Source organism: Paenibacillus sp. FSL F4-0236 (assembly GCF_038000135.1).
Lineage (GTDB): Bacteria > Bacillota > Bacilli > Paenibacillales > Paenibacillaceae > Paenibacillus_AQ.
Map to the genome: position 1 here is coordinate 3,145,915 of NZ_JBBOBK010000001.1, position 23,405 is coordinate 3,169,319.

A 23,405-nucleotide genomic window follows, 5' to 3' on the forward strand; every position below is an offset into this window, starting at 1 on the left:
GATTATTAGCCAGGGGATTACCCTCATTTGAATATGAATTTCTATGACTACTTCGTATTAAAGGTTATACGAATTACATCCTCCTGAGTCTCCTTAATTTTATATATACCGATTTTTTCAGCGGAGCTCACTAGCGCTTTGATATACTCAGGAGATGAATTTATTTTTCGAGCAGAGGCCTTCAGGTTAATGGAGAACTCATCCCCGTTCTCGTCAACATCAAGAGATTTCACATAAACTTTAAATACCTTTACATAATGCTCATAGTTAACCAAATGTTCTTCAGTAACATCTTGAAATGAAACATTGACTTTCAAGGATCCCGGTTTCAGGAAGCTCACTTTACCTGCCATATCTACCTGCCCCACTTCAGGATTCAAAACTTGATATCCAACTCCGTCAAGGATTGTATAATCCATCCCATTATCCATAGTGGCTATTAAATTAAGACGCACATCGAGAGCTTCCGGTCCGAGTAATGTCAGATAGTCGCTTACTTCAAGCTTGATCTTTTGTACAGCCTCTTTCCCGGCGAACATAATTAATGGACTATGTACACGTCTATTCCATGACTTCTCTTCATGCGTACCCAAAGGGTCCATCTGAAAAAATAGGTCCTTTCCTGATACAAATCCCTTCGACTTTAATACATTCACAAGCGGATCAATTGGCATTCCTTCGGTTACACCCATGTCGAGCCAAATCTTCAATGCAGGCTTCCCGGACTCTTTCGCCAACTCATCCAATACTCGCCCATTACTTACCCAAGTGGCAGGGGATAAAGCCCCTATCGCTGAGAAGGTCTCCGGATGCTGATATCCCATCCATAATGCCTGAATAGCACCGAATGACGATCCCATAATCATACGGTGGTCCCGATCGGGAATAGTCCGATAAGCGCCATCAACATAGGGAATAACTGTATTGATAAAATATTGGGTAAATTCGGCTGCACTCGTTCCATCAGTAGGAATAGACTTCTCCGGAAAAGGGACATACTCCTTTCCACGTTCTGAACCATCACTTGAAGCGATTCCTATCACAATAACCTTCTCCATTGTTCCATCAGCAACGAGCTGATCAATGATCTCCTCTACTCTCCATTCTTTGCCTAAAGAGCTGGTATTTGTATTGAAAACATTCTGCCCATCGTGCATATACACAACAGGATATCGCTCACTGTCAGTTTCATACCCTGCAGGCAAATAAACAAATATTCTCCGCTCACCTAGTTTATCTATGTGCACAGCACCTTTTGCCACAACCCCAATGTTTGGGCTCTCCGATGCCTGAGAGGTATTGCTTATCGTTGGATTAGGGATTGGTGATGTAGCAACAATTTCTTTTAAATTTCCGTTACTAGAACACCCTGAAAGCGCTAATAAAATTAATACAACAAGTCCCCAAAAGCTCCATCTAAATAATCCACTTGAATGCATAGAACCCCTCCTGATATATAGTTCAAACGTTTTCACAACCTATTATACAGGTTTTATTTGGGATTATGAACAATTTTTCACAAGTGAACTTCCAGCTAGGAATAGTATACTTTTTCTACTTTATATAATGTATGCTCGATAGTTGGGCAGAGATTGGCATCTACTTTATAAAACTTAACTCGAAAGTATAAACTTTTCAGAAAGTTCTTTATATTATTTTTTTGTCTAAAGGCAGGAAGAAACTCTGAATTTTTCTCCACATCACCAAAACTTTGAATCCATTGCTCTACATAAGTCTGACTAAGTATTTTTCTATTTAAAACACTAATTATGGGTCTTACCATTCTCTCATCTTCCCCATCGGAGTAAGTTCGATCTGTTATGATCATCTTTTCATAAACCAAATGGAGAATCGTTATGAGGTCATTGTTATCCAGTTCGGAACATTGAGCTAAATCGTCTAAAGCATCTGCTGCATGGGCTATGGCATGAGCCCAGCCTTTTTCTTCATCATACCCGCGGTAATCTCGCTCTTCTTGTACATTGTAAAATACTTTCTCTTTTATCTGATGAATTTGCGCTCTTGAGAGAAATGGTGATTCTCTATGTCTCTCTAAAACGAGTGGTATGACTAGCATTGAGAAAGATCGAGTAAAGACAGCGTCTGTATTAGTTTCACCAAGCTTAAAATGCAAATGGTTATGATCCAAAATAACTGGAAGAAGTTGTTCTAGTTCATTTGCAGTTAGAGAATTACCAGGAATCCAATGTGATAAGATTGTATAAATCAGGTCATCACGCAGCTCGGCATCCACAGAACCGATGTTATGTATCATTTCTTGTATCAACTGGTATGTATCGGGAGGTGCTTGGTAGCCATTTTCTTTTATTACTATCAACTTTTCTTTTAAATTCATTTTACACACTCCTACTAGAATTTTTCCGTAAACAGCGCAATAACGCGACAATTAACAGAGATATTAGTTTATAAAATGTCACACTATCCTTTCGGGTTGTTGGCATTTATCATGGTACTATATATAGTATTAAGGGCAAACTTTTATTGTTACGCGACACCCTTTCTACATTTTAGAATAGCCTATTCAATAACCAACTAAAGGTGGTACGAAAATGAACCAGAAACTAGAAACAACAGATTCTAAGCGTCGTGTTCTCCCCTTTAAAGGCGTCCTCAATTTCCGAGATATGGGCGGATACACCACCTCAGATGGCCGTAGAGTCAAATACGGTTTGTTTTTTCGATCAGCCGAGTTAACAGGAATGACCGATCAAGATATAAAGCTCTTTAAATCACTTGGAATTAAGACCATATTTGATTATCGGGGAATAGAAGAAATTCGTTTAAAACCAGATCCGGTCATTCCAGGAGTTAATAACATTTGTGTACCTGCGCTAAAGCAAGAGGTGCCTGGAGACATGAGAGATGTGGTTCGTTCTGGATTCCTTGAACATTTTACGACAGACTTCTTGGTTAATATGTATTTGGATATGGCCTTTAATAACCCTTCCTTTAAGCGACTTATGGCAACCATTATGCTTCCAGATGAATTCAGTATCCTGCATCATTGTGCCGGTGGAAGAGACCGCACTGGCGTAGGATCAGCATTCATATTCCTAGCACTTGGGGTTCCAAGAGAGACGATTATAGAAGACTATTTGCTCTCCAATCAGACACTTGGTCCTTTGAATGAGCAGATAAAAAAGCAAGCCTCACAGCATCTATCACCGAAGGAAGTCGATACTGTTATGGCTGCACTTATATTACGCAGAGAATTCATGGAAGCCATTTTCTCTGCCATTGACGCGCGTTATAAAAGTGTAGAAATTTTCCTCGAACAGGAATTCGGCATGACTGCTGATAAGCGTAAGCAGCTACAAGCCTACTGTTTAGAAGCTTAACAACTTATTGAGCTATGGACTAATTCATTAAGATAGCGATAAAAGTATAAGAAGCGTAGCTCTTTAAGAGCTACGCTTCTTTCCATTTAATACTGACGTTCTTCCTCGTAGGATACAAACAACATTCTACGCTGTACATCCATCAACGACTTAATCACCCAAGTTGCGATCACAGCAACGACGAGTCCCGCTACAACATAAGAAATATATTGCTGAGATAATGTCCAGTCGATATTAAATAAGGCAAACACACTATTCTCCAAAATATTCAAATCCATCGTTTGCAAGAAAATCTGATGCAGCACAGGTAGTGTAATCAGACCTAGCGCTGCCGCTACCACAGTTATCGTTAGTGAGAAGAAGATAATGCTGGATACGAATCGTCCCATAATCAGCATGATGTTACGTGCAAACTTTGCACCATCAAAACCTAACTTCATGCGTTGCAGGAAGCCTGCTCCCTCTTGCTTCATATCCGTTCTGCGCTCTTCACTCGGTCTAGGAATATCCAACAGTGATCTTACTAGCTCTTGCTCAAATTTCACAATGTAATCTAACCCTTTAGCTACTGTGAAAAACAAGGGTATACCGATGAAAATTGGTGTTAATGCAATCGATAATGCTAATCCTGTCACCATAAACACGAAATATACAATCGTAATCGGCAAAGAGATTATAAAATACAACATACTCCGATAGGTCTTGGGACTTGATCGACGTTTGCCTGGTTTAGATTGTGATTTCGATTCTACGGGAATCTGCATGGAATCTACCGCTCCGATCGGCATTGTATACAACTTATCATTCATTTCTTATGTCCTTCCTCTCACGTTATCAATTAATCTCATTATACGTGAGAAAGAGAAGGCTCAAAACAGTCTTAGGACCGGAGTCTTACCAGACTAAAGGCTAGGATGGGTTTAGACTGGAAACAGCTATAAGCCCTAGTTTATCCCCCCTTCTCTACCATTCGAAGCAACTCATCTACAACAACTTTCGGCTGATAACTATGAATATAGTGAGAACTGCCCTGTACGATGATTTGCTTCCCAGAGGTGGACCAAGCGGGAAACTCCGCTTGACTGTCCTTCCATGATCGATCTTCATCCAGCTTACCAAAATAGTCAGCCGTCAAAACGGTAATGGGGATATGGAGTGGCTTCCCACCAGTCATGACGACTTCGGCATTCTCTCGACTTAGTTCTAACTCATTCACCATGTTCCTGTTTCCAATCTTGAGTAAGGTACCTTTACGATTTAGTGCCTTTAGCCCCTCAGGCAAAAGCTTATCACCATTACTTTGGTCAGATACCCATGCCGCGAATCCATCGAAATGATATAACATCCGCAGAATACCTGTCGTTCGGAGTCCCTTATATATCCAAGGAATAACCGTTAGCTCCGGGCTTTTTTTATAATATTCTGGACTTCCACCATCAATAAACACAATCCCCTTCACTTCCTCCGGGAAGCGCTGTGCGTACCGAATCGTTTCTAGAGCGCCGAGTGAGTGACCGACAAATAAATAAGGTGGCTTCTGTTTGGAGACTTTAAGGAGCTCATGAATTTCGTCTGTAATCGTATCGATATCTCGTGGTCTGTCCGTCGCATCGCTGAAGCCGTAACCGAAGCGATCATACACTGCAATTTTTACGTGCTGCTTTAGTCCTTCATACAAAGGATAAAAATCAGCATACGGATTTACCGATCCCCATCCAGAAGCGAAGACTACTGTAATATTGCCTTCGCCTTCCGTATAAAGGTGCATCTTGTTACCCTCTACCTCATACAGTTTTCCAACAGGTCTATAAGCTTTTCTGTCTTGTGTTGAACCATACCATTGATACAAGGCTCCAATTCCTATTAGCACCACCAGTAAGAGGAGAATACCTAACACCATTTTACGAAACCGCCTCCACATGTTCTTCACCTCCCCTTCAGCTATTCCACAAAAAAAGTACGTAAGTTCTACGCACTCCATTGTTCAAACTATTCTATAAGCCCAGCTTATTCCCCTTCTCGAGCCGCACGATCTGCTGTTCTCCGCTATCTGCCAGCTCTCTAAACTGGTTAATGGTTTCACGCATTTTAGGAAGAGCTTCCTGCTTATACGTACTTATCGAATCTAAAGCGGATAGCACATCTGTAAATGCCTGTTTTAATGTATCGACTGAAATGCTAGATTCTAGGGATTGCTTATGGATCGCCGCCCCCTGATCTTTCAACATTTTTGAGGTGCCGCTTATTAGCGTGTTGGTTGTTTGATTTAGGAGTTCAATCTTTTTCAAAACAATTCGTTGATTATAGAGTGCACTGGCCACCGTAACGGAGATTTTCAGGGCAGAAACCGTAACATTTCTAGCTCTGTCCACCCCTCTAATTAGCTCTTTATTATTTCGTATAACCACTTCAATCGCCATAATTCCCTGCTGATTTACTACCAGCATCTGTTGCAGATCCATCACACGCTGCCGCAGAGGAAACAACACCTCCTCCGTTATGAACTTTACTCTTTCTTCAGACTCATTACGTAGCTTGGCTGCATCTAGCTGAGCCTCAATCTCCTGATCCATCAGCATTCCTAGCTGAATTTCTTTCTGCAGTTTTTTAGTGAGCTCTCTAAGCGATTGCTGCTCAAACTCTAATGTAGTGTTATCATTTTTCAATACGGTTTTGCCTTTATCTAAAGAAATGATAATATCTGAGATTACAGCATCTGCTTTTTGATACTTCGCAAAATAACTCCGCAATGGGTTAAAGAACTTCCCTAGAAGACCACTTTTGGCAAAATCCACTGCGCTTGGGTCTAAATCTTTCAACTGGAGGTTTAGTTCCGTTAATCCTTTAGCTACTTGCCCGCCTTCATCCCCCGTTTTTGATAAATTCCCTACAGAAACTTGCAAAAGAGAGTTCTTGTCTGAAGACGATCTCATGGTGCTCATCCCGAAGCTGTCTATGGATTGCAGCACTTCTTTTCGCTTATCCAAAGATTCTAAATCCAGCTCCAAAATCGTCGAGACATTGGTTATCGCCATTTCCTTCAGTTGCGTTACTTCCTGTGGCTCAGGTTTAACCTGTTCTTCAATCGCTGATTTCAATTTCTCCGGACTTACCACTTCCATCGTAAAAGACATAGAACCCCTCCTAAAAGTTGTAACTTACATTTGAACATTAAGCAGGTTTCCGATTTTATAGACTACGTCGTCTGTATCCGCGTTGATGTTAGCCGCTTCATTAATACTTGAAATGCTCTCCAGTGCTTTAATATTTGCGTTGTAGCCAATGGTGTAAATCGGAATTTTGTAGGTTTCAATTAAGCCCCTGATATCATTCAGTGAATGACCTTCATTCGTCTCTCCATCACTTAATACAAAGATTAAAGGTTTAATTTCCGGGTTTATCTTCATTTCGTCTTGAAGCATTTTGAGTGCCACCACAATTCCATCAAAAGTCGCTGTCCCCCCATTCGCCTGAAGACTATCTATTGCCCCAACAAACATCGACTGCTGATTCGTGTCATATTTGCCGATTTGAAGATTTATCGTAACGTTATCAGAGTAGGAAACAAAACCAATACTATTATCTTTGCCTAAGTATTTCTGTCCTGTTAATAATGATTGCTTTAAACGATTTAAAGGCTCACCGTTCATGCTACCTGAGACATCAGCTACAAATACTGCCGCAATGGGTTTATTGCCGTTTTTCTTCTCCTTCCACAGCTTTTGAGCCGAGGATAAAAGACTGCCATCCACTGGATTAACCTCCGAATGATAGTCATTCAGTCCATTAAAACCTTTTTCCTCACCCAAACGCTGATACTTATCCTGTTCAACAAACTCCGCGAATTTCTTAATAATGTCCAGCTTCTCTTGTGGAAGATCACCTAATGCGTAAAGAGGGCTGTCATGCCTTACACCAAAAGGAGTAAATACATAACTACCCTTTAGTTCGGGGGCATTTGCGTATATTTGGTACTCTAATACAAAAGCATCCAGCTTCCCCGTTTTAGCCGCATCACGCATTTGTAAAGTAGTCGATGCGATAAAAGGTACATTCGCTTGGAATTTCTCAAAGCCCTGAACCGCTTGCGCTCCAAGCAAATCAGAGCTGTCAAACGTCCCAAGTGCAGTCACAAGAAAGTTCAAACCTGTTGAGCTGGCAAAAGGATCTGTGTAACCCATAGATAATTCATTATTCGCTATAGCATCAGTAATCGTCTTAACGTTTAAAGAACCATACTTTTCTACTAACTCATCATATTTCGTTTTATTCGTGACAATACCGGCTACATTACCAATAAGACGATTGGTTATAAGCTGCGTATTCATTCCGTTCGCTTTTACCATCTCACCCCATAACTCATTGGATGGTGTAAACGCATCTGGTATATATTTACCAGACCTTATGTAATCCGTCGCTGTTCCTGAAGCAATATTGCGAATTTTTACTGAAACAGGTAATCCGTTCACTTCTATATTGGAACTATTAAAGTCTGTCGCCACTTCATTAAGCCATCCATCATTACCCGTTCCTGATTTCTCTGTGGATGAAAAGATTTCGACAAAGCTATCCGTTGTATTGGTTACTGATATAGGGAATTTAGAAATATCCGGTAAGGAATCACCAATCGCTACAGGATCAAGGTCGATTTGTCCTTTAACTTGCTCCGCGATATTTACGTTAATTTTTTTATAAAGTTTTTCCAGCCGCTTTCCTGCATCTTCTGACGAAACCTCAGTAGTGGTTTTACCTAAATTAGATGTTAAGGTGATCCCAAAGTACACAAGAGCAAAAACTACAACTGTTATAATCCCAAGGACTAAAAATGTTCTCCCTTTCCTAGCCATTCGCATCTTCCTTTCATTGCTTATAGAATTTCGTCTGTTTGATCAATTCATCGATCTCCTTCATACAAGGCATATCTTCAACATCTTTATAATTCGTACTGTCTAAAAGCGATATTTCGAGAAGTAATTGATCTAACTTCAGCAAAATCTCTTCGTTTGCACCGAGATAACCTGTTACATAAGCCAAGTATTCATTGTATAGCGCTGTTTTTTTCTGCACCAATTTATCCGAGAACTGCGCAGGTCTCTGCTGACTGGCAAAAAGGGAGAATTCCGAAGCGTCAAAAACACTTAACTTATTAAGTATCCCTCGAATGTTCAGATAGAAAAGCTTCTCTACTTCATAACTGACCGCACCAAACTTCTTGAAGCTTAGCTCCGACTGCTCAAATCTCTGACCAAGGACAACCATTAACGTGTTTTTCTTCTTTTCCATTCGAATGACCTGATCCAAAGCCAGTGTAATGTCCTTCTTCAGCACCTTTACATTTTTGTATTGCGTGAGCGCTGCTATATAATCCTCATGCGTCTTTATCTCTTTTACAGGTGGAACCACCGAAGCTTTAAACAGCAAATTATAACTTCCATAAAGGACAACAAGAAGACTGATCACTACTAATGTCACGCCAAAGGAAGTCTCTAGAACGCTTACTCCCCCAATTTCGACCCCTAATAACCCTGGTGACAAAACGATAATATTCAGTAACACCACGCCAACTATAAGTCCTAATAGCTTTACGGATCTCGCACCGTTCAACATAAACACCTCCCTAACCGATCCGGTAACTTTTTCCATCATTTGCTTTATTTTATCAGAAACTAACTCACCATACTCCTTTTATTTACAAAAAAACTAATTTTCCGCAGATGATCTCTGCCCCTCGTTGATTCACTTCTATATATATGGAAATATTTCTGTGATTACATCCCTAATCACAAAAAAACCTTAACAGGCCCAAGCCCATTAAGGTTAAGTAAACTCATTTATACCCAAGCGTCATTCGAATAGCCTCGTTGCTCCCAGTATCCTGTATGCTCTCCCTCGATCAGTTCAATCCGGTTCAGCCACTTCACTGACTTGTAGGCGAACATTTTGGGGACAATTAGCCGAACCGGTCCACCGAGATCGCTCGGAATCGGTTTCCCATCATGCATCACTGCGACCATAACATCGTCCATATCCGCCTGCTCCAGCGTAAGGGTATCTGTATATACTCCATCCCCTGAGTAGAACTTCACTGTCTTTGCAGTGGACTTCACACCAGCCAGTTGTAGTAGATCCTTCAGCTTGATGCCCTCCCAGGTATTCTTATAGACGGACCAACCTGTCACGCAGTGAAAATCACTCACTTGAACCGTCCGTTGCAATTGAACGAATTGCTCCCAATTCCATGTAAAGCTCTGATCAACAAGACCATCCAACTTAAAGGACCAATTATCGTTCGTGAACTCAGGAATAGGGGTTACAGTATAAACACGGAATTGACCCTGCGACCCACCTCCAAGAGGCGGTGACGATGCCGCCAGTGGCTGCGGTGCTGGCAACAGCTGATTGCGGTCATTCTCGATTAATTTATCGATCGTTTCGCTGCCACCGATGTTTCCAATCGAGCTGCCTAACCATTTTACAAATGAGGGTCCGATTGTAAGGGCAAGCCCTACACCGATCGTCCCTCGAATGAATGCTCTACGTGTATAGACTGGCTGCGGAGTATTCTGAGATGTTGTAATAGCACTCCCCTCGCTCTTGATGGTCCGACGATTCGGCTCCTTCAACCACTTCACACGAGTCAATGAGTGATAGATAATGTAAGGCAGTCCAATCCAAGTCAGGACATCATGAACGACCAATGCAAGATTAGATACTTGCGGTCCTACCGTACGAAACTGCCATAACAATACACCAGAAACGAACCACCCAAGCAACAGGAAGAGCACAACAAGTACATTGAACCGCTGCCAAGGTTTTTCCTTTAGCTGTTTCCAATGTTTACTGGCCAGCAGAAGATAATAGATCACTGGAAGGATAGATGCAATTCCTACCACAATATGCAAGCCTTTAATCCATACCCTGCCTTCACCGAGGAAACCTCGCCAGAAACCGCCTACTAGCACAAGCCCAGTCAAGGCCAACATCACGACGATCCAGCCGTTCCAGGTGTGAAGTGCACGCAGCTTTTTCCCGTATCCCTTACGTAGCCGACCAAGCAAATCACTCATAGCTTAGCCTCCTCCTCATATGTATGATCCCGCATCCGATATAATTTAGTCCAATAAGGTTAGAAAGGACTTTGATGCAGCAGAGAGTGGAACCCCTCGAAGAGTCGCTATCCCGATGTTACGCTCTGGAAATGGCGGATCTAAAGGGATTTCTACAAGCTCCCCACTTTTTAATTCTTCCCTTACATAATCACGAATAACAAAAGCTAGACCAAAGCCACGCAAAGCGAACTGAACAAGAAGATCTACACTGCCTAGTTCAAACTCTGGTGTTATCGTCACATGATTGGAGGCAAGAAACCCATCTATATATTTTCTAGTGCTGCCTCCTGGCTCCAGAAACAACAATGGGTACTGCTTGATGTTTGAAAGCGGCATCGTATTATCCGCTAAATGACGGAAGCCCTTGCCTCCTACAAGACAATCTTGGAGCCGTGTACTCTTACGAAATTCAATCTGCTTGTCAGATGCCGGTAAGCTTACGATGCCGAAATCAATTTTGCCTTCTTTTAAAAGCGTGAGCGTTTCCGGTGTTGTTCGATTCGTAATATGAATACGTACGTTAGGATATTGTTCATGATATTGCTCGAGATAAGATAACAAGTAATATTTGCAGAGGGTATCACTTGCACCGATATGAATCTCCCCACTATTTAAATTGTTCATTTCAGCAATCGCTCGCTCACCCATCTCCACATTCTGAAAGGCTTGCTCAATGAATCGCAGCAGTACTTTTCCTTCTGTTGTTAGATCCACCCCTCTAGAGGTACGGAAAAATAAGGGGCCGCCCATCTTTTCTTCCAATTGCTTAATCGTGTGACTCACCGCGGGTTGTGTGATATTCAGCCGTTCTGCTGCCGCAGTTAAGCTGCCTGTTTGTGCTACCCAATAAAAAGAGCGATACCATTCCAAGTTGATGTCCATTCCCAAGTCATTACCTCACCTTATAATAGATATTACATATATCAATTTTTCTAATGTTATATCTAGCATTATACTTAGAGCTGTAGCCAATCACAAGCTTGGGAGGTAATCACGTGACCGTAATCGCAATTGTAGGAGCTAACTGGGGAGATGAAGGCAAAGGAAAAATGACAGATGTACTAGCCGCTCAATCATCCTATGTAGTTCGTTTTCAAGGTGGAAGTAATGCTGGGCATACTATCATTAACCAGTATGGAAAATTTTCGCTTCATATGCTGCCTTCTGGTGTATTTTACCCTTCAGTTACAAACATTATTGGACCAGGAACAGCTCTTGATACAGAAGTATTAGTAAAGGAATTACAAGCATTAGCAGATAGAGGGGTTCCACAGCCGAAGTTGTACGTGTCTGAGCGTGCTCAAATCGTACTTTCGATCCATCGTTTGTTTGATGAGCTGGAAGAGGAACGACTTGGGTCACAAGGGTTCGGTTCAACCAAACGAGGAATAGCGCCATTCTACGCGGATAAATATGCGAAGCTCGGGATACAAGTTGCAGATTTGTTTGATCCCGCCCGACTTGAGAAACGTCTCGAACAATTACTTGCTTCAAAAAATGTATTGCTGGAGCATTTATATAAGAAAGCCCCTATCCAAGTCTCGGAATTAATGACTCAGTTACAAAAGGAAGCTGCGCAATTGGCACCATATGTTGCCAATACAACAGAAATACTACAAGAAGCTTATGCAAAGGGAGAAACGATTCTACTTGAAGGGCAATTAGGCGCTCTGCGCGATCCTGATCACGGTATATATCCTTACTCTACCTCTTCATCGACACTTGCCGGATACGCACCTGTCGGCGCGGGTCTACCTGCGGCTGCCATCACGAATGTTATCGCTGTAACGAAGGCATATTCCAGTTGTGTTGGTGCCGGACCTTTTGTATCTGAATTAGAAGGCCCTGTAGCGGATGAACTTCGCACACGAGGTGGCGATGCTGGGGAATTTGGAGCAACAACGGGTCGTCCTAGACGTATGGGTTGGTTTGATGCAGTAGCTACACGCTATGGTTGCCTGATGCAAGGTGCAACGGAGGTTGTGCTGACCAATCTGGATGTTCTTGGTTATTTAAATGAGATTCCGGTTTGCGTTGCCTATGAACTTGAAAATGGGGAAATCACCGACAAGTTTCCAGCAACAAATAAGTTAAACACAGCAAAACCGATAATAACGTATTTATCTGGCTGGAACTGCGATATTTCCCATATCACAAACTTCGACGAGCTGCCAGAGCAAGCTAAAAGTTACGTAGACTTTATTGAAACGTCTATTGGAATACGTATTTCTACTGTTTCTGTGGGACCTAGACGTGATCAGGTCATTCATCGTACGCTGAAATAATTTCATATCAAGCATAGTGTGAAATTTATACTTTCTTATATTTCAAAATAAGGATGCCTAGTTGTACCTACATGCAAAATGCATATAGCTGCAACTAGGCATCCTTGCGTTACTCTTTTACACCAACACTGCATCCACTTTCGTCTGAGGCGCCTTGTCACAACGCTTACAAACCTTAACGACTGATCCGTCCGTTTTTCTTTTTGGATAAAGCAGTTTGATCCGTGTGCTCTGACAGACCGGACAAGTACCCCGACCCCTGGATGGTAAACTCCACAGTGCATGTCCACGTTTTGACTTTGCCATGAATAAACCCCTCATTTCGGTCAATAAATAGTCAACATTTCATTCTGAAAGTGCTTCTTTCAAAAGATATGCTTCAGAGACAGGCTCTATGACTAAATCAATGATGAGGCGTTCGAATATATGAAAAGGACGCCCGATGATGAACCTGAAGGCGTCCTTTGATTTAAAATGAAGTTATAGTTCCCTTACATTAATTTGTGTAAATCATAGAGACAACACCATTTGTAAAGGTTACGTAATTATAATTTCTATATTGCCAAGTCTCAACTGTAATTCCACTGCCGGATAGACTTGATTTATCAATTGGAGTGCCCCAGCTTAATTCTACTTGCTGCTTCGTCATCCCTGTCGAAATTGTACCCGCCTTGATTTTGGCCCAAATCGCATTAGACCATTTATAGATTTTGGTAGGATCAGACGTAAAGAAATACTCTTTGTTTGCCAGATCGCGAGTGACCTGATCGTATTCCATATCATAAGAATTCACAATTTTACCTGATGCCAATTGAAAAGAAATCGAAAACTCATTATCGTCGTTCACAAGAATATCAACAATCGTTGCTTTTTGGAATTTATAGTCGGAATCATACTGGTTGAACCAATAAGTCTTTCCGATTAGCTTGGCGAGGTCACCTTGAGATTCTCTTTTGGCTATTTTTAACGTATTTTTTGTGTACGCAAATAACTCCGCTTTACCGAAATTGATGTTCAAAGACTCATAATGAGCACCAAAGTCCAATACTGCTCCCAATGCTGTTTTTAAGAGGGTAGCAGGGAATACTGCTCCTCCATCCACGGTTTGCACTTTACCACTCATTTTCACCTTATTCCCATTCACCATAGCAATATCGCTGCCCAGTTGAAGCTGAATAGGCAAATCCCCTACACGAATACTAAAAGTCTTAGTGGCTGTATTCGTCTGAATAGTTGCACCTAAACTCTTAAAGGTAGTTTGTACAGGCAAATACATCGTGCCATTGATTAATACACCTGTTTCGATGTCCTTATCAGCACTGATAGATAACTTTAACGTTTTGGAATTAGCTCCTGAACGTACGGTTACATTTGTTTCGCCAACGGCTAATGCTTTTATTGAACCATCAGGCAGCTTTTGCAATAAGTAAGGCTTCTCAATAACCATATCTGCTTGAGACAGTGGAACACGTTCGGATGAGCCATCTGGACCTTTTGCAAAAATCTGCACTGGAACCTTGTCACCAACGGTCATCTCCGTATAGTCCATCTTAAAGATTAGATCATCGTTGTTTTGAGTCGTAGTCTCTGCTTGTACACTTGTATCTGCTGCCTTCGCTGTATGAATTGGACCAAACATAGATACTGCCAGCGCTGCAGTGATGCCCCATTTAATCATTTTCATTTCCAAAATCCCCCTCTAGTAAATAAACCAATATTACTTTATCACAATTCCACTATTTTTGTAGATAAAAATGGAAGGTTGTTAAGCTTATATTTTTATAATGTGTAAATATTATGAAAAATAAAGGAAATTACATGGATCTACAAGAAGTTACAGTGTACGTATAACAGAGTCTTTGTAATCGTATTAGGCGGTAGCAACTGAAGAACAATTAAAACTTAAACTAGGAGTGCTATATTCATGGAAATAGTATCGAACCGATTAATTTTAAGAGATTATACAAGCAGTGATTCTTCTTTTTATGAAGAACTAGAACAAAATCCCCTATCCTACAAATATGAGAACACTGCACCTGATGCAAAACAAATTAAAGATGACTTCCTTTCGATCTTGTCTCAAGCAACAAGTGATCCACGGCAATATTATGATCTTGCAATATGTACAAAGCTGGATATGAAGCCCATCGGTAATGTCAGCATAAAGTTAAACTGGGAAGAAATCAGAGAATGGGAAATCGGTTGGGTCCTACTCCCGGACTATTGGAAAATGGGATATGCAACTGAAGCCGTGAAGTCTCTGATAGGTTATGCCTTTAGCTCTCTTAATGCACATAGGGTTGTTGCTTATGCCAACGCCGAGAATATGCAATCTGAGAAAGTAATGATTAGAGCAGGGATGTTTAAAGACGGGGTTCTTAGGGAGACTAGATTCTGTAATCAGCAATGGTGCAACGAGATCGTCTATTCCTCTTTAGAGCAGGAGTGGGCTAATATTTGATGGTTTAAAACTGATTAGGGAAAAACTCCCTATAAAAAGTCGATATCCGCTAATAATGAATGAAATTAGGGAATTCCTCCCTATAAATCAGGCTAATCCCTTTGATTTTCATCAAATCAGACGAATTTAGGGGAGGTTTTCCCTAATTATAAGTCTGGCAACCAATAATCTCAGAATTAGAGGGAGAAATTCCCTAATTGTTCTATTGAAACTTCACTTGGAACTTCACTCGGATCATCATTTGGAACGTCATTTACAGGATAACAAGAAGAGCCGCTCCCAAGTAGTACAAAAACTACTTTTGGAACGGCCTCTTTTCTTTTTACACTATCAACTCACGTATGACTTCAACCTCGTCCCTGCTCACTTCAACGAATCCAAGGGATGTATATAAGTTCGAAGCACGTTCGTTCTCTATTCGATGTCCAATAACGATTTTGTCGCAGTGATGTTCCGCTTTTATAGTTCGAATCAAGGCATCCATTCCGGTTCTACCGAATCCTCTATTCTGATATTTCTGATCAATCATAAAAGCCATAATCCAATAACTTCCGTCCTCAGGATCTACGGCATATACTGAGAATCCTACCAATTCTTCATCTGCGTATAAAGCCAACGGAGTCATTCCGCAATAAGCCGATTCTGCTAACCAATAGACTACTGGTACAGGAAAAACCGTTTTTTGCTCATTGGACACCTCTAATTGCGTACAGGCATACCAGTTATTCTCAGTGATTGTCTTCAGCGCAATATGTGGATGAAAGCCATCCCGAATACGATCACAGATTGCATCTAATTTAGCTTTAAGCTGTAGTGCCCATTCCGGACAAATAGAAACGTCCAAATTCTCTAAACTTCGAAGCAACCTAGCGAATCCATATAAGTCAGAGAACCTTTGGAATTCTGGCAATAACTTGATATATTCATCGTCCAGCCGCTTTACAGATCTATATCCACTAATAAAAAGATCGATGTTCTTCTTGCTCTCATCATCATTCTGCTTGGATAGATCTCTTAACGCTGATGTGATATCCATCGCAAACCAGTGATACATAGAGTCATCAAAGTCGATCGAACTATATCGAGACGTCTCTTTCATATAAAAGATATTGTCTGTCTCAAAATCAAAATGGATCAGCCCCGTATGTCCTACGCCAAAAGAGAGCTCACTTAACCACGCCTCAATTCGTTCATATTCCTTAAGCGCTTTATGCTCCTCGGGATGTCTTCTTAATACGGATAAAATAAATTGAAGCGAATCGACCCAGCTTTTACGCGCGGGTGTGCTCGGAGCATAAGTCTCAGATAAATTATGCAATCTCGCGAGCGTTTGACCCCAATGTTGGAACTGCAGCTCCGACATCTCTTCAAGCGGAACGTACTCCCCTTGGGCTTGTTCAAAAACAACCCCGTGATATCTACCATTTCCAGTTAAAAGGGTCTCAATCCACTTCCCTTGCATGGAGCGTACTGGCGCCACGGTCTCATAGCCCTGTTCCAATAAGTACATCATAAAATCTAGTTCAGCCTGAATATTCTCTGCGCTATTATCCTCTTCGTGAGTAAACCTTAAATAATAGTGCTTACTATTCCATTGAAACGTATAAATAAAATTGCTACTTGCTCTCACAAGCTTCATAGTTCCAGGCTCATGATTCCAATACTTGATCATCTCTTTGGCAGGTAGATCGTTCTCTGTTCCCCTCACCATGTTCATTAAAGTCATCATTTCCGATAGTGCCTCCCGTAGTCATTGAGAGGTGTTCTTCCCTTACGAATACTGACCTCTCTCGGACTTCATTGTGGTGTTGTTCGTACTCAAACATCATCACTCCTTATAAACGGATTAGGGACCCCAGAAAGATTTGACCTTTACTCTCATCCCCTTTAACATTATCGGTAAATTATTCTATTTAATCAAGAGATTTAGATAAAGCCTTCATTACTAGATGAAAGGGATGGGACTCCGTACTCCCAGATCTGTAATGCCGCACCGATCATTCCACAGAAATTGCCACGATAGGCCGCTTCAATGCGGACGCCTTCCAGCATCGATGGCATCGTTCTCGTAGCCACTTCTCTTCTTATTCCTTCGAATAATAGCTCACCTGCTTCAGCCACTCCACCACCAATAACAATAACCTTTGGGTTAAAAATATGAATAAACGAAGCGATAGCTGAACCAAGCGCAGCAATTGTTTCTTCCATTACTTCTGTAGCTAGACGGTCTCCTTCCCTCCATCTCTCGATCACTTCTCGTGAGTTTATGTTATCAAGTGGCAGGCTGTGTATAGTTAGTTTTTCCTGCATACGACGAGCAATGCTTGTGCCTGACGCATAGTGCTCTAAGCAGCCTTTCCCACCACAAACGCATGTCGGCCCTTTGAAATCTACAGACATATGCCCTAACTCTCCAGCCCCACCCCAAGAACCATGAACAAGGCGACCTTCTACAATAATTGCTCCGCCTACACCCGTTCCAAGTGCAAGACAGATAAAATCTTCTACACCTATACAAGAACCTAAATATTTCTCTGTTAATGCCAGTACATTCACGTCATTATCTACGATTACTGGAAGCTGGAACTGAGTCTGAAGCAACGCTTTCAAATCTGTCCCAGCATATCCAGGAATAAGCTCAGAGGCTGAGCGAATACTCCCCGCCTCCCAATCGATTTGTCCTGCCGTTCCTACACCAATCCCTTTAATCTGAACGCCTGCATGCATGGCTGTAGCTTCTTCTATTAACCTTTGAATAGCCTGAAAAGCTCGGTCCACGGTCTTCGTGAACCCAGCCTTTGTGCTCAGACTTACAGTATGTACTACGTCCCCCTGTGGTGTAACCAGTCCAGCATTAATTTTCGTTCCCCCGATATCCACTCCTACAGCATATTCCTTTAGAGGATCATAATCTTCTAACACGGACTCGCCTCCTTAAGTCTCAGCAATCGATCACGGCTTTGACATATCGTGAAGTGATCAACTGTGGCCTTGTAATCGCACTTCCTACAACTACATATGATGCCCCAGCCCTCTTAGCTCTCGCCGCATCTTCCGGAGTCCATATACGTCCCTCCGCAACTACGGGAATATTCACGAACTCGCATAATTGCTGCAGCAAGACAAGATCTGGTCCTTCTTGTTGTGTGCTGTATGGTGTATAGCCCGAAAGTGTTGTACCAATAAAATCTACACCTAATTCTTCCGCTGCCAGTCCTTCCTCCAAAGTCGATATATCTGCCATTACAAGCACACCCATTTGATGGGCATATGCGATTAAAGGCTTAACCGACGCTAAGCGACCTTCCCGATTCGTAACATCTAATGCAACAATATCCGCTTTAGCGGAAACGATTGCTTTCACCTCATCCAGAGTTGGCGTAATAAATATGGCTGATCCGGGAATATCCCGTTTAATAAGTCCAATAACCGGTACATTTACTTCTTCTTTAATCGCTAGAATATCTGGAACCCCATTCGTCCGAATTCCAATTGCCCCTGATTGAACCGCCGCTCTTGCCATTTTTGCCATTGTATCTCCACCATGAAGCGGCTCATGCTCAAGTGCCTGACATGACACGATCAGACCTTTCATCGGAAAGATATCGCTCATTCGAGTCATCATAAACCCTATCCCTTCGCTTCAAGAATATATTCTAATATTCTATTGTTGAGAGCTTCCACCCGATCCTGATCCGAAGCCTTGATGGGTAAAAGTGGCATTCTCGGTTGGCCCGTTTCAAATCCACGCAAACTCAGAATTGCTTTGCATGCACCATATAATGATGGAAAGGATAATAATTCTACAATGAGATCATTGATAATGAACTGCCATTTCTGCGCCTCAGCCATATCGCCTTGCCCATAACATTGTTCTACTTTTAAAAATAGCTCGGGCATAACCCCGTAGGTTCCACCAATCCCACCATCTGCCCCAATGCTGCGGCCAGCTAAGTACTGCTCATCTGGTCCATTCAATACAAGAAAATCATTTCCACCTGCTGCCTTAAACTGCTGAAGCTCAAATGTACTTTCTGCTGAAATCTTCACGCCAATCACTTTATCCTGCGCGGCCATCTTCACTAACAAGCTTTTCGATAATTGAAAGCCTGTCGTTTGCGGGATGTGGTAGATAATAAATGGAAGTGAAGTACTATCAATGATCGCCTGCCAATGACTTTCAACACTGTCTGGAGACAAACGATAATAGATAGCCGGAACAGCCGATACCGCATGTGCGCCAACTAATTCAGCATGTACTGCTAGCTCAACACTGTCTCTTGTAGATGGAGCACCTACATGAGCAATGATCGTAAGCTCATCTCCTACTTCCGCTATAACTGCTTCGAGCATTTGTTTACGCTCTTCTACCGATTGCAGCATGCCTTCGCCTGAGCTGCCGCCAACATAAAGCCCTTTCACACCTGTAGAAGCATAATGACGAGCTAATTTGCGTGCCGCTTCTTTATCTATATTCCCCTCAGCATCATAACTGGAGTACAAAGCGATAATAATGCCTTTAAAAGCTTCAAGATTATAAGATTTCATAGATAATAGCCTCCATCGTTTAAGTCACAACTCATTAATTTACGTTGTTATAAGAATATTTAACCCTTAACAGCACCCATCGTAATCCCTTGTGTGAATGCCTTTTGAAACATTAGGAAAATCGCAATCATAGGAATTGAAGCTAACGCAGCTCCTGCCATAAGCAGTCCATAGTTCGTTGTGAATTCGCCTCGAAGTGTCGCAACCCCAAGTGGCAAGGTCATCATCGAAGTAGATCGCGTCATGATTAACTGGCTGAAATAATCGTTCCATGAAGTAATAAAGGTGAATATAGCCAGTGCACCAACTGCTGGTTTCAATAACGGTAAAATGATCATTCCGAACAATCGAATTTCCGAGCTGCCGTCAATTTTTGCCGCTTCAATCAACTCTCCCGGAATCGTCTGCGCGAACTGTTTCATCAAAAAGACTCCAAATGGCCAGCCAATCGCCGGTAAAATAAGCCCTTTATACGTATTGACCCAACCAAAGTCTGCTAACATCGTAAACAGCGGAACGAGAATAACTTGCTTAGGCAATGCCATAGCGGCAACAAACATCGTAAAGATAATTCCTCGTCCGGGAAACGATTTCTTTGCGAGAACATATCCGGCGCAGGAGGAGACAATACAGATCGCAGCCATTTCTGCAAAAGCAATAATAAAGCTATTAAACATCCAGCGTTCTACGGGATTCTTAAATAATTCTGTCCAGTTCTGTAACGTCGGCTTTAACGGAAACCATTCCGGTGGGATGGTCGTTGCCACAGTTTGAAGTTTAAAGGCCCCCGACACTACCCAGTAAAAGGGAAAGATAAAAAATAATGTAGCCAAAATCAATAGGATTGTAGCGATTATTTTTGGAATCGTTAATTCTTTTTTCCATGCGCTTACTTTCTTAGACTGGATAATAGGTGCTTTCAGTTCTAATGGATTCGTAGAATTCATGATGTCCCCTCCTTAATACTCAACATCGCTGCCAAAGTATTTGAATTGAATGATTGAAATGATCCCAATTACAATTGCGAGTATGACGCCCATTGCAGAGGCATATCCGAAATGACCTAGCATAAAGGCTTGTTCATATACACCATACATAACAGTTGAAGTGCTATATACAGGTCCACCTGAGGTAAGGAGTTGAATCAGTGCAAAACACTGAAAGGTATTAATCGTGGTAATCACGATAATATATAAGTTCGTTGGCATCAGCATCGGCCATAATATTTTCTGGAAAATTTGCCAAGGGGTTGCTCGATCTATCTCTGCGGCTTCAATATAAGAGGTAGGAATGTTACCAATGGAGGCCACATACAAAATGATCGGTTGCCCTACAGAAGTCGTTATTAAGACCACGATAATTGCAAGTAATGCGGTTCTTGTATCCCCAAGCCATGAAACAGGCTCCATTCCAAATAAACCCGTCAAATAATTCAGAATTCCGTAGTTGGGATGGTAAATCCAGCCCCAAACGACTGTAATACTTACGACCGAAGATACGGCTGGCAAGTAGAACACCCCGCGGAAAAACGATCTAGCAAACTCTTTTTTCTTATAAATATTCATGGAGACAAACAGTGAAAAGATAATCACGATCGGTACGGTGATCACTACGAGTAATAAAGTATTTCCCATGGACTTCATGAAATTATCATCTTTAAATAATGAAATATAATTATCGAGACCAATAAAACTAAAATCTCTCAGCGAGTAATCAAAGAAACTAATATAAACCCCTTTTATCATTGGGTAGGCTACAAACAGAAGAAAAAATCCAAACGCTGGTAATAAGAAGAGATAACTCATCATCCAGTCACGTATCACATAACCTTTAATTTTGCGTACCGTTGTCCCCACAACCTTCTCCCCATTTCTCTGATGAAAAATAATGATATTTATAGGTAGCTTGAAAATTTTCATTTTTTCAAAAGAATAGAGTGCTTCCCGCACTCTATTCTTTTGAACACCATTCACTATTTATTTCATAGCTGCTTTTGCTTTAGTAATAGCTTCGTTAGCCTTTGTAGCAAAACTATCCAAAGCTTCCTTGCCGGTTGCGCCTCCAGTTAAAGCACGTTGTAATTCAGGGAACCAGAACGTACGAATATCTGCATATCCATCAGCAATCGTTGGTGCATCTGTCGTAAATTTACGTGCATATTCAGCGTATTTATACTCTGGATCGTCATAAAGACCAGTAATCGAATTACGAACCGAGAGACCACCTGTTTGAATCAAGTTTTTCTTACCCCATACAGGATCATTAGCAATAAAATCAATCAGCTTTTTGGAAGCTGCAATCTTAGCTTCATCCCCATTGTTAAATACAGCCATACCGCCCAGATATGGTTCAAGCTTTGGTTCTGAACCATCTAGTGTAGGGAATGGAAGGAGAATATCTTCGAACTGTACCATTTTTTTAGATACGTTCTGTGCTTTTAGTACAGCGGAATAGTTAAGTGTAAAGGCCAATTTACCTTGCAGGAACAAATCGTTCACGTCAGCAGCCGCAAGTGAAGCTGCACCAGAGACACTGAGTTTATCTTTCGTAGCTTTGACAATCCAATCTAACGCTTTAGCAGCATTATCAGTATTGATAGCGACTGCTGAGTTATCTTCATTTAAGAATCGGGATACACCTAAGTTAGCAAGATAAGCGCGAGTGCCTTGGTCTCCAGCTTGGCTCTTCGCGAAGAATCCTGTAGGAATAACGTCCGGTGCCTTTTCTTTTACAGCTTCCAACGCCTTTTTATATTCTTCAAACGTCCAAGTTCTATCTTCCTTATCCAAAGGTAGTAAATCTAGAGCGCCAATCTTTTCAAAAATAGATTTATTAACAGCCATCATAAAAGGCGCTGTGTTGATCGGGTACATAAAGATGTTGTCGCCTACACTTGACTGCTTCCAAAAAGCTTCTGAAATATCATTCTTCACTTCATCAGTCACCATGTCGTTAAGCGGTGCAAGCAAATCCTTTTTACCCCAATCGATAATCCGTCCAGGTGCATCATAGATCACATCAGGTGCGGTATTCGAAGCAATTGCGACATTCAGTTTTTCAGGGCCGCCTTCAAAGGTGATCATCTCAAGGTTTACTTTAATTTCAGGATTCTTCTCATTAAAAGCTGCAATGATTTCCTTCTCATACTTGCCTACTTCGCCATCTAAAGCTTGAAAGCTCGGAAAATTCCACCAAGTAATTTCTACTGGTTTAGCAGCAACCTCAGTTGCTGCGGGCTCTGTCTTGTCAGCATTATTACTTGGTGTAACCGCTGAATTCGCTGTGTTCGTATTTCCACATGCAACTAACTGTGTACCTAAAAGTGCGACACCAACAATACTCATTAGCCCTTTTTTCATTGCTTTCATGTGCTACCCCCAATTATTTTTTGTGGAATAAAGTACTGCTCTCATTCCTTGCGCTAATCATAAATCAATTGTAAATTCAGGAGAATCCCACTCCTTTTACTTTTAGGGTTCATTTCTGACATATCCCTTCAATCTACCCTTCTTCAATGTTATAATACATTACATATTCCACCTATTAACAATTGAATTTATATTTTTTCACTTTTTCGCCTTAATGTAACCCTTTTAATCTTACATCTAATGGTATTCTCTTACGAGTGATCCACTATAATTCT

Annotated in this window: 21 protein-coding genes; 3 read left to right on the forward strand and 18 right to left on the reverse strand. The window is 41.5% G+C overall.

Annotated elements, in window-relative coordinates:
* Positions 1–47: 47 nt before the first annotated feature.
* Both NSQ29_RS14320 and NSQ29_RS14325 read right to left on the reverse strand, forming a co-directional pair.
* Positions 48–1,439, reverse strand: coding sequence for an alpha/beta hydrolase (locus tag NSQ29_RS14320; RefSeq protein WP_341125400.1), 1,392 nt, complete (start codon positions 1,437–1,439; stop codon positions 48–50).
* A gap of 95 nt (positions 1,440–1,534) precedes the next feature.
* Positions 1,535–2,356, reverse strand: coding sequence for a DUF2785 domain-containing protein (locus tag NSQ29_RS14325; RefSeq protein WP_341125401.1), 822 nt, complete (start codon positions 2,354–2,356; stop codon positions 1,535–1,537).
* A gap of 214 nt (positions 2,357–2,570) precedes the next feature.
* Here NSQ29_RS14325 and NSQ29_RS14330 point away from each other — a divergent pair, with 214 nt between their 5' ends.
* Positions 2,571–3,359, forward strand: a complete 789-nt coding sequence (locus tag NSQ29_RS14330; protein WP_339247620.1) for a tyrosine-protein phosphatase — start codon at positions 2,571–2,573, stop codon at positions 3,357–3,359.
* Positions 3,360–3,445: 86 nt separating this feature from the next.
* Here NSQ29_RS14330 and NSQ29_RS14335 read toward each other — a convergent pair whose 3' ends face one another.
* The 7 genes from NSQ29_RS14335 to NSQ29_RS14365 all read right to left on the reverse strand — a co-directional run bounded on the left by NSQ29_RS14335 (position 3,446) and on the right by NSQ29_RS14365 (position 11,350).
* On the reverse strand, positions 3,446–4,168 hold the full coding sequence (locus NSQ29_RS14335) for a sensor domain-containing protein (protein ID WP_341125402.1): 723 nt from the start codon (positions 4,166–4,168) through the stop codon (positions 3,446–3,448).
* Positions 4,169–4,308: 140 nt separating this feature from the next.
* A complete protein-coding gene (locus NSQ29_RS14340) occupies positions 4,309–5,280 on the reverse strand; it encodes an alpha/beta hydrolase (protein ID WP_076282824.1) in 972 nt (323 codons plus the stop codon).
* Positions 5,281–5,353: 73 nt separating this feature from the next.
* On the reverse strand, positions 5,354–6,493 hold the full coding sequence (locus NSQ29_RS14345; protein WP_076282825.1) for a toxic anion resistance protein: 1,140 nt from the start codon (positions 6,491–6,493) through the stop codon (positions 5,354–5,356).
* A gap of 24 nt (positions 6,494–6,517) precedes the next feature.
* Positions 6,518–8,206: a vWA domain-containing protein gene (locus tag NSQ29_RS14350; RefSeq protein ID WP_341125403.1), complete on the reverse strand. Its 1,689-nt coding sequence runs from the start codon at positions 8,204–8,206 to the stop codon at positions 6,518–6,520.
* A gap of 13 nt (positions 8,207–8,219) precedes the next feature.
* Positions 8,220–9,005, reverse strand: a complete 786-nt coding sequence (locus NSQ29_RS14355) for a hypothetical protein (RefSeq protein WP_341125404.1) — start codon at positions 9,003–9,005, stop codon at positions 8,220–8,222.
* A 185-nt stretch (positions 9,006–9,190) separates the two neighbouring features.
* Positions 9,191–10,426, reverse strand: coding sequence for a molybdopterin-dependent oxidoreductase (locus NSQ29_RS14360; RefSeq protein ID WP_341125405.1), 1,236 nt, complete (start codon positions 10,424–10,426; stop codon positions 9,191–9,193).
* Between the two features lie 45 nt (positions 10,427–10,471).
* A complete protein-coding gene (locus NSQ29_RS14365) occupies positions 10,472–11,350 on the reverse strand; it encodes a LysR family transcriptional regulator (RefSeq protein ID WP_341060596.1) in 879 nt (292 codons plus the stop codon).
* A gap of 113 nt (positions 11,351–11,463) precedes the next feature.
* Here NSQ29_RS14365 and NSQ29_RS14370 point away from each other — a divergent pair, with 113 nt between their 5' ends.
* Positions 11,464–12,753: an adenylosuccinate synthase gene (locus tag NSQ29_RS14370; protein ID WP_340969084.1), complete on the forward strand. Its 1,290-nt coding sequence runs from the start codon at positions 11,464–11,466 to the stop codon at positions 12,751–12,753.
* A gap of 117 nt (positions 12,754–12,870) precedes the next feature.
* On the opposite strand, the gene NSQ29_RS14375 is transcribed toward NSQ29_RS14370, so the two are convergent.
* Entirely contained in the window at positions 12,871–13,059 is a 189-nt protein-coding gene (locus NSQ29_RS14375; RefSeq protein ID WP_076121390.1) for a hypothetical protein, read from the reverse strand.
* A gap of 190 nt (positions 13,060–13,249) precedes the next feature.
* Positions 13,250–14,437: a stalk domain-containing protein gene (locus NSQ29_RS14380; RefSeq protein ID WP_076282829.1), complete on the reverse strand. Its 1,188-nt coding sequence runs from the start codon at positions 14,435–14,437 to the stop codon at positions 13,250–13,252.
* Positions 14,438–14,677: 240 nt separating this feature from the next.
* Here NSQ29_RS14380 and NSQ29_RS14385 point away from each other — a divergent pair, with 240 nt between their 5' ends.
* Entirely contained in the window at positions 14,678–15,214 is a 537-nt protein-coding gene (locus tag NSQ29_RS14385) for a GNAT family N-acetyltransferase (protein WP_149644257.1), read from the forward strand.
* A 322-nt stretch (positions 15,215–15,536) separates the two neighbouring features.
* Here the strand turns inward: NSQ29_RS14385 and NSQ29_RS14390 are convergent, their stop codons facing one another.
* The 7 genes from NSQ29_RS14390 to NSQ29_RS14420 form a co-directional block, all read right to left on the reverse strand.
* On the reverse strand, positions 15,537–16,943 hold the full coding sequence (locus tag NSQ29_RS14390) for a GNAT family N-acetyltransferase (protein ID WP_341125406.1): 1,407 nt from the start codon (positions 16,941–16,943) through the stop codon (positions 15,537–15,539).
* 197 nt (positions 16,944–17,140) lie between these two features.
* A complete protein-coding gene (locus NSQ29_RS14395; protein WP_341125407.1) occupies positions 17,141–18,136 on the reverse strand; it encodes an ROK family protein in 996 nt (331 codons plus the stop codon).
* 19 nt (positions 18,137–18,155) lie between these two features.
* Positions 18,156–18,827, reverse strand: coding sequence for an N-acetylmannosamine-6-phosphate 2-epimerase (locus NSQ29_RS14400; RefSeq protein ID WP_341125408.1), 672 nt, complete (start codon positions 18,825–18,827; stop codon positions 18,156–18,158).
* A 17-nt stretch (positions 18,828–18,844) separates the two neighbouring features.
* Positions 18,845–19,762, reverse strand: coding sequence for a dihydrodipicolinate synthase family protein (locus tag NSQ29_RS14405; RefSeq protein WP_339270783.1), 918 nt, complete (start codon positions 19,760–19,762; stop codon positions 18,845–18,847).
* A gap of 59 nt (positions 19,763–19,821) precedes the next feature.
* Positions 19,822–20,709, reverse strand: a complete 888-nt coding sequence (locus NSQ29_RS14410; protein ID WP_341125409.1) for a carbohydrate ABC transporter permease — start codon at positions 20,707–20,709, stop codon at positions 19,822–19,824.
* 12 nt (positions 20,710–20,721) lie between these two features.
* Positions 20,722–21,681 (reverse strand): carbohydrate ABC transporter permease, encoded by a 960-nt coding sequence (locus NSQ29_RS14415; RefSeq protein WP_445739164.1) that lies wholly within the window; start codon positions 21,679–21,681, stop codon positions 20,722–20,724.
* A gap of 57 nt (positions 21,682–21,738) precedes the next feature.
* Entirely contained in the window at positions 21,739–23,130 is a 1,392-nt protein-coding gene (locus tag NSQ29_RS14420) for an ABC transporter substrate-binding protein (protein WP_341125410.1), read from the reverse strand.
* Positions 23,131–23,405: the final 275 nt, after the last annotated feature.

Excerpts from the sequence above, each read along its gene's own strand:
- NSQ29_RS14385 (WP_149644257.1), top strand. The coding sequence starts at position 14,678 with ATGGAAATAGTATCGAACCGATTAATTTTAAGAGATTATACAAGCAGT.
- NSQ29_RS14330 (WP_339247620.1), top strand. The coding sequence starts at position 2,571 with ATGAACCAGAAACTAGAAACAACAGATTCTAAGCGTCGTGTTCTCCCC.
- NSQ29_RS14420 (WP_341125410.1), bottom strand. The coding sequence starts at position 23,130 with ATGAAAGCAATGAAAAAAGGGCTAATGAGTATTGTTGGTGTCGCACTT.
- NSQ29_RS14355 (WP_341125404.1), bottom strand. The coding sequence starts at position 9,005 with ATGATGGAAAAAGTTACCGGATCGGTTAGGGAGGTGTTTATGTTGAAC.
- NSQ29_RS14405 (WP_339270783.1), bottom strand. The coding sequence starts at position 19,762 with ATGAAATCTTATAATCTTGAAGCTTTTAAAGGCATTATTATCGCTTTG.
- NSQ29_RS14340 (WP_076282824.1), bottom strand. The coding sequence starts at position 5,280 with ATGTGGAGGCGGTTTCGTAAAATGGTGTTAGGTATTCTCCTCTTACTG.
- NSQ29_RS14345 (WP_076282825.1), bottom strand. The coding sequence starts at position 6,493 with ATGTCTTTTACGATGGAAGTGGTAAGTCCGGAGAAATTGAAATCAGCG.
- NSQ29_RS14380 (WP_076282829.1), bottom strand. The coding sequence starts at position 14,437 with ATGAAAATGATTAAATGGGGCATCACTGCAGCGCTGGCAGTATCTATG.
- NSQ29_RS14415 (WP_445739164.1), bottom strand. The coding sequence starts at position 21,681 with ATGAAAATTTTCAAGCTACCTATAAATATCATTATTTTTCATCAGAGA.
- NSQ29_RS14360 (WP_341125405.1), bottom strand. The coding sequence starts at position 10,426 with ATGAGTGATTTGCTTGGTCGGCTACGTAAGGGATACGGGAAAAAGCTG.
- NSQ29_RS14390 (WP_341125406.1), bottom strand. The coding sequence starts at position 16,943 with ATGATGACTTTAATGAACATGGTGAGGGGAACAGAGAACGATCTACCT.
- NSQ29_RS14320 (WP_341125400.1), bottom strand. The coding sequence starts at position 1,439 with ATGCATTCAAGTGGATTATTTAGATGGAGCTTTTGGGGACTTGTTGTA.
- NSQ29_RS14350 (WP_341125403.1), bottom strand. The coding sequence starts at position 8,206 with ATGGCTAGGAAAGGGAGAACATTTTTAGTCCTTGGGATTATAACAGTT.
- NSQ29_RS14410 (WP_341125409.1), bottom strand. The coding sequence starts at position 20,709 with ATGAATTCTACGAATCCATTAGAACTGAAAGCACCTATTATCCAGTCT.
- NSQ29_RS14400 (WP_341125408.1), bottom strand. The coding sequence starts at position 18,827 with ATGAGCGATATCTTTCCGATGAAAGGTCTGATCGTGTCATGTCAGGCA.
- NSQ29_RS14375 (WP_076121390.1), bottom strand. The coding sequence starts at position 13,059 with ATGGCAAAGTCAAAACGTGGACATGCACTGTGGAGTTTACCATCCAGG.
- NSQ29_RS14365 (WP_341060596.1), bottom strand. The coding sequence starts at position 11,350 with ATGGACATCAACTTGGAATGGTATCGCTCTTTTTATTGGGTAGCACAA.
- NSQ29_RS14335 (WP_341125402.1), bottom strand. The coding sequence starts at position 4,168 with ATGAATGATAAGTTGTATACAATGCCGATCGGAGCGGTAGATTCCATG.
- NSQ29_RS14325 (WP_341125401.1), bottom strand. The coding sequence starts at position 2,356 with ATGAATTTAAAAGAAAAGTTGATAGTAATAAAAGAAAATGGCTACCAA.